Origin of the sequence: Leeuwenhoekiella sp. NPDC079379, from assembly GCF_044542075.1 — a bacterium.
Lineage (GTDB): Bacteria > Bacteroidota > Bacteroidia > Flavobacteriales > Flavobacteriaceae > Leeuwenhoekiella.
Genome location: NZ_JBITTU010000009.1, coordinates 29,210 through 42,834, shown reverse-complemented (window position 1 = coordinate 42,834; position 13,625 = coordinate 29,210). Strand labels below are relative to the sequence as shown.

Annotated in this window: 10 protein-coding genes; 4 read left to right on the top strand and 6 right to left on the bottom strand. The window is 36.4% G+C overall.

Annotation, left to right across the window (positions count from 1 at the left end; translation table 11 throughout):
- Positions 1 to 61 precede the first annotated feature (61 nt).
- From ACIGAM_RS15270 to ACIGAM_RS15260, 3 genes are read left to right on the top strand one after another with little or no spacing between them, the layout of a single operon-like run.
- Positions 62 to 3,415 (top strand): DUF2126 domain-containing protein, encoded by a 3,354-nt coding sequence (locus tag ACIGAM_RS15270; protein WP_396512340.1) that lies wholly within the window; start codon positions 62 to 64, stop codon positions 3,413 to 3,415.
- 18 nt (positions 3,416 to 3,433) lie between these two features.
- Positions 3,434 to 5,995: a circularly permuted type 2 ATP-grasp protein gene (locus ACIGAM_RS15265; RefSeq protein WP_396512339.1), complete on the top strand. Its 2,562-nt coding sequence runs from the start codon at positions 3,434 to 3,436 to the stop codon at positions 5,993 to 5,995.
- A complete protein-coding gene (locus ACIGAM_RS15260) occupies positions 5,995 to 6,885 on the top strand; it encodes a transglutaminase N-terminal domain-containing protein (protein ID WP_396512338.1) in 891 nt (296 codons plus the stop codon). Before ACIGAM_RS15265 ends, ACIGAM_RS15260 begins: the two co-directional genes overlap by 1 nt.
- Before the next feature lie 6 nt (positions 6,886 to 6,891).
- On the opposite strand, the gene ACIGAM_RS15255 is transcribed toward ACIGAM_RS15260, so the two are convergent.
- From ACIGAM_RS15255 to ACIGAM_RS15240, 4 genes are all read right to left on the bottom strand, one after another.
- On the bottom strand, positions 6,892 to 7,350 hold the full coding sequence (locus tag ACIGAM_RS15255; RefSeq protein ID WP_396512337.1) for a GNAT family N-acetyltransferase: 459 nt from the start codon (positions 7,348 to 7,350) through the stop codon (positions 6,892 to 6,894).
- Between the two features lie 320 nt (positions 7,351 to 7,670).
- Positions 7,671 to 7,901: a hypothetical protein gene (locus ACIGAM_RS15250; protein ID WP_396512336.1), complete on the bottom strand. Its 231-nt coding sequence runs from the start codon at positions 7,899 to 7,901 to the stop codon at positions 7,671 to 7,673.
- Positions 7,902 to 8,175: 274 nt separating this feature from the next.
- Positions 8,176 to 9,486, bottom strand: coding sequence for a xylose isomerase (gene xylA / locus ACIGAM_RS15245; protein ID WP_396512335.1), 1,311 nt, complete (start codon positions 9,484 to 9,486; stop codon positions 8,176 to 8,178).
- Between the two features lie 2 nt (positions 9,487 to 9,488).
- Entirely contained in the window at positions 9,489 to 10,979 is a 1,491-nt protein-coding gene (locus tag ACIGAM_RS15240) for a xylulokinase (protein WP_396512334.1), read from the bottom strand.
- A 147-nt stretch (positions 10,980 to 11,126) separates the two neighbouring features.
- Between ACIGAM_RS15240 and ACIGAM_RS15235 the strand changes: the two genes are divergently transcribed.
- Positions 11,127 to 11,828 (top strand): NUDIX hydrolase, encoded by a 702-nt coding sequence (locus tag ACIGAM_RS15235; protein WP_396512333.1) that lies wholly within the window; start codon positions 11,127 to 11,129, stop codon positions 11,826 to 11,828.
- Here the strand turns inward: ACIGAM_RS15235 and ACIGAM_RS15230 are convergent.
- Positions 11,825 to 12,976: a mechanosensitive ion channel family protein gene (locus ACIGAM_RS15230; RefSeq protein WP_396512332.1), complete on the bottom strand. Its 1,152-nt coding sequence runs from the start codon at positions 12,974 to 12,976 to the stop codon at positions 11,825 to 11,827. The two genes, ACIGAM_RS15235 and ACIGAM_RS15230, sit on opposite strands and share 4 nt — an antisense overlap.
- Before the next feature lie 138 nt (positions 12,977 to 13,114).
- Complete coding sequence (locus ACIGAM_RS15225; RefSeq protein ID WP_396512331.1) at positions 13,115 to 13,384, bottom strand: GIY-YIG nuclease family protein; 270 nt, start codon at positions 13,382 to 13,384, stop codon at positions 13,115 to 13,117.
- Positions 13,385 to 13,625: the final 241 nt, after the last annotated feature.

Genomic DNA, 13,625 nt, shown 5'->3' with positions numbered 1-13,625 from the left:
ATATTTATTACTGATTTGTTTATTCAGATAGGGTACTTATAATTTATTAAAATAGCTGTTTATGGCGTTAAAAGTCGTTATTTCTCATAAAACCAAATATAAATATGACAAGCGCATAGCATTATCGCCGCACATATTTAGATTACGACCTGCCCCACACAGCAGAACTCCTATTGAAGCGTATTCTTTAAAAATAAAGCCTGAAAATCATTTCTTTAACTGGCAGCAGGATCCATTTGGGAATTATCTGGCACGTGTAGTTTTTCCTGAGAAAACAGATGAGTTATCTATAGAAGTAGAAATTTTAGCTGATTTAAAAACGATAAATCCATTTGATTTTTTTGTCGAAGAATCTGTTGAAGATTTTCCGTTTCGATATTCAGAATCCTTAAAGAAAGAGTTATTACCCTATCTTGAAGTAACAGATAAGGGCCCTTTGTTAGCAGAATTTTTAAAGACGATAGATACCTCAAAACAACTAACTATATATTTTCTAATAGGTATTAACAGGCATATAAATGAATACCTAAACTATACCGTGCGTATGGAGCCCGGTGTTCAAACCTGTGAAGAAACGCTTGAAAAAAAATTAGGCAGCTGTCGTGATTTTGCCTGGCTTCTCGTACAAAGTTTGCGCCATTTGGGTATGGCAGCACGTTTTGTGTCAGGGTATTTAGTACAACTAAAGTCTGACGAAAAATCACTTGACGGGCCATCTGGTCCCGAAGAAGACTTTACAGACTTGCACGCATGGGCAGAAGTTTATGTGCCTGGTGCAGGGTGGATAGGTCTTGATGCAACATCAGGATTATTGGCTAGTGAAGGCCATATTCCTTTAGCGTGTACACCTTCTTTTGAAAGTGCCGCACCGGTTGTGGGTTTTTCAGATCCTGCAGAAACAGAATTTGAATTTGATAATTCTGTTACCCGTATTTTTGAATCTCCGCGCGTTACAAAACCATATACCGAAAGTCAATGGAAAGCCATTTATAATCTAGGATTTGAAGTAGAGAATGAATTGCAAGAGAATGATGTGCGACTTACAATGGGTGGCGAGCCTACTTTTGTTTCTATAGATGATATGGAGTCTGAGCAGTGGAATACTGCAGCAGACGGTCCTGAAAAGCGCAAACTTTCTGAAGACTTATCAAATAGATTATTACAAAAATTTGCACCTGGTGGTATGTTTCATCATGCACAAGGTAAATGGTATCCCGGTGAACCTATACCGCGCTGGGCTATAGGAATGCACTGGCGTAAAGATGGTTTGCCTATCTGGAAAGAAGAACGCCTTATGGCTTCTTTCACTAAAGAATATGATCTGCCAGAAGGAATAAGCAAAACCTTCTTACAGGGATTGGCATTAAATTTAGGCGTGCGGTTAGAATACATTATACCGGCTTATGAAGATGTGTTCTACTTTATGTGGGAAGAGGGTAAATTACCAGTAGATGTAGATCCTTTTAAAGGCGATGATACCGCAACATCTGTACGTAATCGTCTTAATAAAATATTAGAACAGGGTCTCGATAAAAAAATAGGTCACGTAATGCCTCTTGCTAATATACGCGGCAAATGGGTGACAAATGCCTGGGAATTTAGGCAGAAAAAATTATTTCTTATTCCTGGAAATTCACCGGTAGGATATCGCTTGCCTTTAAATTCATTAATACAAGATCCTGAGATTGCTTCACAGGATATTTCAGAGCCTGATTTATTTGATAAACGAAAACCATTTGACAAATATGGTGAAGCTCTTGAACAGCGTTTAGCTTCCGCGGAAGCAAAAAAAGGAAAAAAAATAGATTACAACGCAGATAAAAAAGAAAAAAATCCATTTGCGCGTACTGCTATTTGTGCTGAGGTTAGAGAAAAGCGCTTATATCTTTTTCTACCACCTCTTGACGATGCAGAGACATTTTTAGATCTTATAGCTTCAATTGAAGCTACCGCAAAAAAACTAAATATACCTGTTTTAATAGAGGGGTATGAGCCTCCTCGTGATATACGTTTAGAAGTATTAAAAGTCACACCAGATCCCGGTGTAATTGAAGTAAATGTACACCCGTCTAAGACCTGGGGCGAGCTTACAAATACGACTTTAACACTGTATGAGGAAGCGAAAAAGAGTCGTCTGGGTACCGAAAAATTTATGTTAGATGGTAAACATACCGGCACTGGTGGTGGTAATCACGTGACTTTAGGAGGTACAACACCTTCAGATAGTCCGTTGTTACGCAGACCAGATATGCTGCGTAGTCTATTAACCTTTTGGCAACATCACCCGGGATTATCATATTTATTCTCAGGTGGTTTTATAGGTTCAACGAGCCAGGCACCGCGTATAGATGAGGGCAGAGCCGAAAATTTATATGAGTTAGAAATAGCATTTTCGCAGATTCCTGAAGGAGAAGAAGTTCCGTTTTGGTTAACAGATCGCTTATTTAGGCATTTATTAACAGATATTACAGGAAATACACACCGCGCAGAATTTTGTATAGATAAGTTGTATTCGCCAGATTCTTCATCGGGCAGATTGGGTATTTTAGAACTTCGTGCTTTTGATATGCCACCGCATCCTCAAATGAGTTTAATGCAAATGCTACTTGTGCGTACACTGGTTTCCTGGTTTTGGAAAGAGCCTTACAAGCATAAACTAGTGCGCTGGGGAACTCAACTTCACGATAAGTTTTTGATGGAGCATTATGTTAAAGAAGATATCAAGGATATCGTGACCCAATTGAATGCTGCCGGTTATCCATTTGAACTAGATTGGTTCGATCCGTTTTTTGAGTTTCGTTTTCCACTTTATGGGTTGGTTGAAATTAAAGATATGCAGGTAGAACTGCGCGCAGCAATTGAACCCTGGAATGTTCTTGGGGAAGAAATGACAGGTGGTGGTACAGCACGTTATGTAGATTCATCACTTGAGCGTGTTCAAATAAAAATATCAAACTTTAACGATGAGCGTTATGTAGTTACCTGCAACGGTGTAAAAGTTCAATTGAGCAGTACCGAGGTTAAAGGTGAGTATGTAGCCGGTGTTCGTTATAAAGCCTGGGATCCCTGGTCTGCTTTGCACCCAACTATAGGGGTAGATACACCATTAGTTTTTGATGTAGTTGATTTATGGAATAAGCGTTCTATAGGTGGCTGTACTTATTTTGTGTCACACCCTGGCGGAAGAAGCTATGAAACCTACCCAATTAATAGCTTAGAAGCAGAGTCACGCCGTATAAACAGATTTTGGGAGATGGGGCACACGCAGGGAACAATAGATCCTTCTGAAACAGAGCCTAACAGTGGAGCTGTAAAACGGAGTTTAAAATCGACACAATCAGAAAAAACATTTAATTTTAAAGAACTTCCTGTTAATCCAGAATTCCCACATCTATTGGATTTACGTAAAAAATAATTATACACCACCCTACATATGACCGTGGCTACAGACGCTTGGTTTACTAAGTATTTTACAGACAACACCTACGATGAGATGTTTAAACCAGATCTTAGCGTTAAGGGGGATTGGAATACGCTTTTAGAAAATTTTAAACAAATAGGTGTTGAGGGATTAACTCAACGTCAAAACGATATTAACTGGCTTCTTGAGGAAAATGGTGTCACCTATAATGTCTATAATGATCCTAACGGTCTTAATAGACCCTGGAATTTAAATGTTGTACCATTTTTATTAGATATTAAAGAGTGGCAGCAAATAGAAAAAGGACTTAAACAACGGGCAGATTTATTAGACAAGGTTCTTAAAGATGTTTATGGGGAGCGTAAATTAATTAAAGAAGGTATTGTACCCCACGAAGTAATTTATGGGCATCGGGGCTTTTTGAGACAATGTGATAAAATAAACTACAAAATAGACAGACATCTGCTATTGTATGCAGCAGATTTGGCACGCGGTAGCGATGGTAGAATGTGGGTTGTTAATGACCGGTCACAGGCGCCTTCAGGTATGGGTTATGCTTTAGAAAACAGATCTACTGCTAACCGTGTTTTTGCAGATGTTTTTGCAGATATGAATATCAAGCGACTCTCAGAATTTTTTAAAGAATTTAATGAGTTACTAGTAGAAGCTTCTCCTGAGAAAATTGAAAATCCCAATATTGTTATTCTAACTCCGGGATCACATAATGAGACGTATTTTGAGCACGCCTATTTAGCGTCCTTTTTAGGGTATCCACTGGTTCAGGGAAATGATCTGGTCGTTAGAGATGGTCATTTGTATATGAAATCTTTAAAAGGGCTTAAACGCGTGCACGTCGTACTGCGTAGAGTAGACGATGTATTTACAGACCCATTAGAATTGCGTGAAGATTCACATCTGGGCGTAGCCGGTTTACTTGATGTGGTAAGACGTCAGAATGTTGCTATAGTAAATCCTATAGGAAGTGGTATATTAGAGAACCCAGGTCTAATCCCTTTCATGCCGGCTATTTGCAGGTTTTTCCTGAAAGAAGAATTGCATCTTCCACAAATTGCATCCTGGTGGTGCGGTCAGGAGAAAGAACGCAAATATGTACTTGAGAATCTCTCAAAGCTGGTGATCAAACCTATAGATCGTACAAACCGAGAACACATTCATTTTGGCGAATTGCTTTCAGAAAAAGAATTAGAAGCGCTAAGAAAAGAGATTGAAAAGAAACCTTACCATTTCGTAGCACAAGAACACATTAGTTTTTCTACAACACCTAACTTCAGTAAAGGAAGTTTTGAACCGCGAAATATGGTTGCGCGTACGTTTACGATGGCAGGCAAAAATGGATATAATGTTATGCCAGGAGGTCTCGTACGGGTTGCTTCAGAACGGGATAACCTAAGAGTTTCTAATCAACGAGGTGGTACCAGTAAAGATTTTTGGATTATAGGAAATCATAAGAACGAGGAGCAACCTAGTTTTAATTGGAATAGAAAATCTGCAGTTTCTGTAAGTGGCCTTGATGATCTACCAAGTTTAACTGCTGAAAATTTATACTGGGCGGGAAGATATGTGGGACGTACTTTAGTAAATGCGCGTTTTCTAAGAATGGTACTCAAACAAATGAATTCTACTGAAGCTAGTCCACAGCAGGCAGGAGCTGTTAAATTAGATACACTATATAAAGCTGTAACCCAAATGTCGGGGACTTTTCCTGGCTTTATGGAAGATAGTGCTAAGGGTAAATCTGCTTTAGAAAACCCACTTGAAGAGATATTATCTGTTGTGCTAGATCGTAATCGAGTAGGAAGTCTTGCTAATACGATGAGTATGTTTAGCAATTCCTATTACTCAATTCGTAATTTGTGGAGTAGTGATATGTGGCGGGTTTTCGAAAATATTCAGAAGATTTGGCGCAATCTTGAAAATGAGAAAGACATTACTATTACAAAGCTAATTAGAGCACTTAATCAATTAATTACAAGACTCATTGCCTTTATGGGACTCATTGAGGAAAGTATAATGGTAGATCAAGGCTTATTGCTTTATTTTATAGGTTTACAGCTAGAACAAAGTATGCTTACGATTACAAAATGTCGTGCTTTGCTAGTTATAAAACAACCGGGACAAACTGAATACGAAGTTCTGGAGTCGTTACTTAGTAGTCACGAGAGTTTAAATATTTACCGGTATAGCTACCGTTCCTATATACGTATAGAACCCGTGATAAGTTTATTACTTATGGATTTGCATTACCCAAGGTCATTAGCATTTCAACTAGGGCGTCTTCAAAAAGATATTGGTAGATTACCGCATTCTATAAAATCTGATGTTTTAATGAATTACGAAAAATATGTCTTTGAGGCTTTTGCTAGTCTTCGCCTGGCCAGTTCAGAATCGTTATCTAAAATAAATAGTGAGGATAGCTTAATAAGAGAGGACCTTGATAGTTTATTAGAAAAGTTAAGCGATTTACTCTTTCAGACGTCACAATCTATATCAAACACCTACTTTAATCATACTTATAAGCAAAGTCAATTAGTTGACCAAAACTTCCCGTTGTAATGCTCTATTCAATCTCACACACCACAAAATACGATTACGATGCACCGGTAAGTTACTGTCATAACATCGCTGTATTAAAATCAAGACGTTCACTTGGTCAGGAATTATTAGAATATAAAATTCATATAAGTCCTGAAGCAGATGAAATTTCAGAACGTGTTGATTTTTTCGGAAATTATATAACCCGCTTTTCAATTCAAAAAGAGCATAAGCAACTAAAGGTTACTACTGTAAGTAAAATACGCAGGGAGTATGAGCAATTTAAAAATGATTTTAGATCTGATGCCTGTTCTAAAGTTACATTAGAGCAAGCAAAATTATTACTCAGTAAAACCGAACCAGATATTTTAGAAGCAAAGCAATTTGTTCTCGAGTCTATTTTTATTAAAAAAACAAATGAAGCTATTCTTAGTTATGCTAAGGAAAGTTTTAAACCTGGACGTTCTGTATTTGAAGCAGCAGAAGAGTTGATGCAGCGCATTTATATAGACTTTGATTTTGTTTCAGGCTTTACAAGTGTAAGTACTCCTATAAATGAAGTAATGAAAAATCGTAAAGGGGTTTGTCAGGATTTTGCACAAATTGCAATTGCCTGTATACGATCTATAGGATTACCTGCGCGTTATGTGAGTGGTTATATAGAAACCTTGCCACCTCCGGGACAGCAAAAACTAGTGGGTGCAGATGCCAGCCACGCGTGGTTTTCTATATTTATTCCTGGTTTTGGATGGGTAGATTTTGACCCTACAAACAATCAAATTCCCGGCGATCAACATCTTGTTGTAGGATGGGGAAGAGATTATTATGATGTACCACCTTTAAAAGGTGTCGTGTATGGTAGCGGTAAAAGCAAATTAAAGGTTGAGGTAGATATATCGCGAGTAATCTAGATTATTTTAAGCACCAGCTAAGTATTTAATAAAGCACATACTACCACCTACACCACTATATTGCCCGTAATTTGGAATAATATCGTAATGTCTTCTTTTGTAAAGAGCGATTGCAGGAGGTTGAAAAATTCCTGTTTCTAAAATACATTTATTATAACCCAGTTCTGCTCCCCAATTTTCTAAAGCTTCTAATATCAAACTAGCGTAACCTCGTTTTCTATACAGAGGTTTAGTATACATTCTTTTGATTTCTAGACTTTTTGGCCCGTATTCTCTGAAAGCCCCACAACCCACAGCGATCCCACTTTCATACGCTATGATCACATTATTAATACGTTCTAAAGAATTAAATTGATTGTAGAACGCGTGATCTTTACCGTCTGTCAATTTGAGGGTTTCGTCAAGTTCTTTTATCAATTTTAAGAAATCAGCATTTTTAGAGTCTGTACGGATTAGATTTAGCATATTTCTGAAAGATCAAATTGGTTGGTTGAGCTCGAAAGATACATTTCCTTACGGCGAATTTCAAGAATTACTAATATTATTTACAGTTTAAATCTGAAAAAAGAATTGTGAGAAATTGGTTAATAGTTTTAATAATAGTCTTTTAACAAGAAAGGGGCAAAAAAACAATAGAACTATAGCGTAGTTATGAAAACTAGTTGAAACTTGAAGTAAATCAAACAAACAGAAAACCCTTTAATTAGATAAATTAATTGAGCTTATTTTTATTTAAAAGAAGAAAATATTATTCGATCGTAGAGTTAATGATAGTGCAAGAATTATTACTTGTTAAATTCAGGAAGAATTACTAATTCTCCCACAGAGAGCCCTAAACAGTAAAGTTCTTTTTTGATACGCTCATAAACGCTAGGTTTATAATAATCTACAGAGATGGTGTTTTTATTAAGGTTAATCTCTAGAACACGAACCTCCATAATACGATTTAAGCACTGTTTAATAACATCTTGAGTGCACTCTATATTATTTTCGATAATTTTAAATGTCGCCTTCATTACTCGTGATTTTATATATAACCATATTATGGGTATAAAATTACGATAGACTTTTTTAATAAAATACTCAAGTTCTTTTTAAAAGTTTTGATAGACAGTTAATTAATGTTAAAAAATCAACTAAACCGATTAATCAAATGTTAGGGACTATTACATTTTATTCAGTACAAAGTTGCTAAATCATTATTGGTGGTAATTAAATGATACATTCTTTATATTGTAAATAAAAAAAGGCATCGATAAGGATGCCTTTTTTTAATAATAATAGAATTAACTAGAATGAATTTGCAACAATCTGCTCATACAATTCTTGTTGACCGCTAGTGGCTTTAGGTTCTCCATTACTTCTACCTATATCACTTAATTGCTCTAGTGATAGTGCTCCTTTTTCAAAAGCAGCTCCGTTTCCTGAATCAAATGACTCGTAACGCGTTTTGCGTAATGCTTTATAATTTGTGTTCTCTAAAATATGATCTGCTGCGATTAAGCCGCGGGCAAATGTATCCATCCCGGCTATGTGAGCAATAAATTTATCATTAAGATCTGTAGAGTTTCTGCGTACTTTAGCATCAAAATTAATTCCACCGCCTTGAATGCCTCCACCTTCTAAGATCACGAGCATAGACTGTGTTATTTCAAATACATTAATAGGAAACTGGTCTGTATCCCATCCGTTTTGATAATCACCGCGATTTGCATCAATACTTCCAAGCATACCGGCATCTACTGCTACCTGTAATTCGTGCTCAAAGGTATGACTTGCTAAAGTAGCGTGGTTAACTTCAAGATTCAGTTTAAAATCGTCTTGTAACCCGTATTTATTGATAAAACCCAATGTTGTAGCTGCATCAAAATCATATTGATGCTTTGTAGGCTCCATAGGTTTTGGTTCAATTAAGAAATTACCTTTAAACCCTTGTTTGCGACCGTAATCTTTACACATATTCAAAAACTGACCAAGATGATCAAGCTCGCGATTCATATCTGTATTTAATAAACTCATGTAGCCTTCACGACCACCCCAGAATACATAATTAGAGCCATCCAGTTCTATAGTAGCATCTAGTGCAATTTTAAGTTGAGCACCTGCATAAGCTAATACGTCAAAATTAGGATTAGTACCCGCACCGTTCATATATCGCGGATTGCTAAAGAGATTAGAAGTACCCCAAAGTAGTTCTATACCACTATCTTTTTGTTTTACTTTTGCATAATCTACCAGAGCTCGCATTCTGTTTTCAAACTCTCCAAGAGTAGGAGACTCATCAACAACATCTATATCATGAAAGCAGTAGTAGGGGAGTCCCAGCTTTGTCATAAATTCAAAAGCAGCATCCATTTTGTCTTTTGCACGCGCCACAGGATCTGAATTTTTATCCCATTCAAACGTTTCAGTAGGTGCTCCAAAAGGGTCGCTACCTCTATTATTTAAAGTATGCCAATAAGCCATAGCAAATCGCATATGTTCTTTAAGCGTTTTTCCGGCTACAACTTTGTTTTCATCATAATATTTAAAAGCAAGAGGATTGTCACTTCCTTTACCTTCAAACTGAATTTTACTAACGTCTTTAAAATACGTACTCATAATTAATTATTTATTTGAATGTTATTTTTCCATAGAGCATACCATTCTGCATAAGTTGAACTCAAAGTTGCCGTGGGTTCTATGGTATTAATTCTTTTTAAACTTTCATTTGCTTCATTCAATGTCTTGTAATGACCAAAACCAAAAGCAGCGCCTCTGGCAGCACCCTCTGCTCCGTTAGTTTCGTAAAGCTCAAGGGTGGTTTGAGTTGTATTTACAAAAATCTCTCTAAAGACCGGACTCAAAAATAGGTTGGCATTAGTGGCTTTAACTAGATTACCGCCGGCACCTATCTCCTGCATAATTTCAAAACCGTAATTCATCGCAAAGACAATTCCTTCGCACGCAGATCTCACAAGATGCGCAGTTTCGTGTCTGTTAAAATTGAGATTTTGTAATCCTGAAGTTGCTTCTTTATTATTAAAAATACGTTCTACACCATTTCCAAAAGGGTAGAACCGAAGGCCATCGCTCCCAGCATCTACTTTTGAAGCTTCTTTATTTAAGAAGTCATAAGAAACTAAATGCTCTGATCCCCCAGAAACTATTTTGCGAAGCCACTGGTATAAAATACCAGAGCCATTTATACACAACAAAATACCGTTACGCTTTTGTACTTCGGTATTGTTCACATGTAAAAATGTATTAACCCGGTTATTTTTATCAAAAGCATTTGTATCACTAACCGAATAAATCACCGCAGAGGTTCCTGCAGTGGTTGCAATCTCCCCGGGTTCATTAACATTTAAAGAAAGTGCATTATTAGGTTGATCACCGGCTCTATAGGTTATCTGTACATCATCTGCCAGGCCTAGCTTGTTTGCTATTTTAGGGAGTATGGTTGCCTGATTCTCAAAATTAGATACAATCTTAGGAATCAGATGTGCCGGTAATCCCATAGCGTCTAGGACCTCTGTAGCGAGACCTCCTTTGTTAAAATTCCAAAGAGCTGCTTCAGAAAGGCCAGATTTACTCGTCTGGGCTACACCAGAAAATTTAGCTGCGATATAATCTCCCGGAAGCATCATATGTGCTGCTTTTTCAAAGAGATGTGGCTCATTTTCTTGAATCCATTTTAATTTTGAAGCAGTAAAATTACCAGGACTGCCTAATATCTTTTCCTGAAAAAAAGAAGAACCTTTTTTAGTATAAATTTTATTGCCTATAGGAGCTGCTCTACTATCGCACCATATTATTGAAGGTCGCAAAACATTAAGATCACGGTCTGTTAGAACCAGGCCATGCATTTGATAGGAGATACCGATAGCTTTTATATTTTTGATTTCTATACCATCAGACTTAAGCTGCTCTATGCCTTTGCAAATGTAATCCCACCAGAGTTCAGGATCTTGCTCTGCCCACCCTTGCTTGGGGGCAAACATTTGCATCTCTTTATCTGGCACAGTAGCATTTGCTATCCCTTTTCCCGTATTACCATCAAGAACGGCCAGCTTAATTGATGAGCTTCCTAAATCAATTCCTAAAAAATACATTAGTGTTCAATTAATAGTTAATAATGTAAAAATAAACACTCTTATAGTTTATTTGACTACAAGTATATACATAAAAATCTATTCCACATAATTTTTATAAATTTAGAGCCCTAGAAAATCAACTAATATACATTCAATTTAAAGTTAATGAGTACTGATCACCAAGAGTCAAAAGCTGTCATATTAGACAGCATAACTATAGATTGTGTAATATTTGGTTTAAACGAAGGCTCTCTTGAAGTACTTCTTGTTCAACATGCAGATGGTTTAAATAAAAATAAGTGGGCACTTCCCGGTGGTTGGATTTATGAGAATGAAAGCATAGATGCTGCTGCCAATAGACTTTTACTTGAACTTACCGGTATTGAAGATGTTTACTTAGAACAGTTAAAAGCTTTTGGAGATCCTCAGCGTTTCCCATTATCCAGGGTTATAACTATAGGATATTATGCTTTGATAAAAGAGGAAGACTATGATCTTACGCCGGGATTTACAGCAGTGAATGTTGCCTGGTTTAAAGTGTCTGAAGTAGAAAACTTAATATTTGATCACTCTCAGATTCTAGAAACAGGTTTAAAAAGATTAAGACGTAGAATACGTCAAGAGCCAATAGGATTTAACTTGCTTCCGCAGAAATTTACTTTATTGCAATTAATGCATCTTTATGAGCAAATTTTAGGTAAAGAAATGGATAAGCCTAATTTCAGAAGAAAAATATTAAAGATGAATTTGTTGACTCCATTAAATGAAAAGGAGAAAGATGTATCTCATCGAGCAGCTAAGTTATATCAATTTAATCCCGACACCTACCAAAGTTTAATAGAAAAGGGTTTTAATTTTGAATTTTAAGCATCTCGTTCTTCCTTTTCTACGCTAACTTGGTTTGTATTTTGAGATTTACCTTTTAGTACTTCTAATTGGGTTTCTTTAAAAATAAGAGTTCTGTGAGGAAATGGTATTTCTATACCTTCCTTATCAAATCGTTTTTTAATGCTTTCATACAAATCACATTTCATAGAAAACGCCTGATTGTAATTACTTGCCCACGCCCAGGCGCGTATGGTAACTGAAGAATCTCCTAACGCTATAACCCGCACAACAACTTTGTTTTCTTCATTGTATTTCTCGAGTTCGCTACGGTGATCAATTAGGTTGGGATGATCCTCACACTCTTCACGCATAATACGCTTTGCAAGATCGATATCACTATCGTAAGAAATGCCCACCTCAATCCACTGGCAGCAAATATGAGTTCCTAAATCATAATTAATGAGCTTTTCTTTATTAATAATGGCATTAGGTATTACTATCATTTTGTTCTCATAGTTGCGTATAACAGTATGCCTAAGTGTTATATCTGTAACTGTACCTACCATAGATTCATCAACTTTAATTATATCACCCAGTTTAAAGGGTTTGAAGAATATTATAAAAAGACCGCCTACTAGATTAGAGAGTGCTTCTTGCGAAGCAACACCAGCAACTACAGCTATGATACCAGCACCACCTAAAGCGGTAGCTGCAAAACTACGCATAGATTCAAAAGCTATAAGCATAAGAATACCACCTAAAAAGTAAACTGCAAAAATGGCGATATACCTTAAAAACTTATAGCTGGTGGTGTCTTCATTATTATTAACTCTGTGTTTAATGCTTCTTTTAAACCAGGCTTGTACCAGCGACGCTGCAAAGAGGGTCAGAACTGCCACAATACCTAAATACAGAACGATATAAAAATTTTCTCTTGCGGTTTTATACTGTTCTTCATCAATAAAAATAAAACCCAGAGCCATAATCCCTAAAACCAGCCAAAGTGCGTTGAGAATTTTTTGAGCAAGGTGAATATTAGAAGGTGCTTCATTAGGATATTTGGTTAACGTACGCTTTTCTAGCCACTGGTAAAGTCTTTTAGTTAAAAACCGAAGCGTAAACACGATGGCAATAACAATGGCAGCATATATAATCGCCTCCTTATGGTTTGTCCAGAATTCAATCATAGTTCTATATTGAAGAATAGAAGCATATGCAGATTAATATAAAACCGCTAATGCTTCTGGTGAATTTTTAGATAGTATTAAGCTTTCAAAATTAAGGTTAAATAATTTCTATGGAAACAAAACAGAATCTATTCCTACTTAAAAAATTTGATAGGAAAATACATAAGCTATAAGGACAATATTGATAAACCCTTGCCCAGATTTAAAGAATTTTTCCTTTTTAAGTGCTTCTTTTTTAGAATTAAAAACCTCGATATAAATAACCATCCACGGTCTGTAGGCTTTAGTCCATCCCTTGTTAGCTAATTCATTATGGGATTTAAATCTAGATATTAGATCTGTAGTAACTCCAGTGCAGTTTTTTTTAAACTTTTTAGAATATAAAATGTAGACAATGTGTTCTGACATAACTAGAAATAAGAAAGGCTTCACATTGCTGTGAAGCCTTTAGTAGCGAGAGGGGGGCACGATCCCCCGTCCGCCTCTGGCGGATATAAAACCTCCGAACTATTTTTTTAAAAATGTATCTATAATTTTAGCTTTCCTAACACGACCTTGCCCAGATTTAAAGAATTTTTCCTTTTTAAGTGCTTCTTTTTTAGAATTAAAAACCTCGATATAAATAACCATCCACGGTCTGTAGGCTTTA

Coding starts and splice junctions, on each gene's coding strand:
- ACIGAM_RS15270 (WP_396512340.1), top strand. CDS start 62: ATGGCGTTAAAAGTCGTTATTTCTCATAAAACCAAATATAAATATGAC.
- ACIGAM_RS15265 (WP_396512339.1), top strand. CDS start 3,434: ATGACCGTGGCTACAGACGCTTGGTTTACTAAGTATTTTACAGACAAC.
- ACIGAM_RS15260 (WP_396512338.1), top strand. CDS start 5,995: ATGCTCTATTCAATCTCACACACCACAAAATACGATTACGATGCACCG.
- ACIGAM_RS15255 (WP_396512337.1), bottom strand. CDS start 7,350: ATGCTAAATCTAATCCGTACAGACTCTAAAAATGCTGATTTCTTAAAA.
- ACIGAM_RS15250 (WP_396512336.1), bottom strand. CDS start 7,901: ATGAAGGCGACATTTAAAATTATCGAAAATAATATAGAGTGCACTCAA.
- xylA (WP_396512335.1), bottom strand. CDS start 9,486: ATGAGTACGTATTTTAAAGACGTTAGTAAAATTCAGTTTGAAGGTAAA.
- ACIGAM_RS15240 (WP_396512334.1), bottom strand. CDS start 10,979: ATGTATTTTTTAGGAATTGATTTAGGAAGCTCATCAATTAAGCTGGCC.
- ACIGAM_RS15235 (WP_396512333.1), top strand. CDS start 11,127: ATGAGTACTGATCACCAAGAGTCAAAAGCTGTCATATTAGACAGCATA.
- ACIGAM_RS15230 (WP_396512332.1), bottom strand. CDS start 12,976: ATGATTGAATTCTGGACAAACCATAAGGAGGCGATTATATATGCTGCC.
- ACIGAM_RS15225 (WP_396512331.1), bottom strand. CDS start 13,384: ATGTCAGAACACATTGTCTACATTTTATATTCTAAAAAGTTTAAAAAA.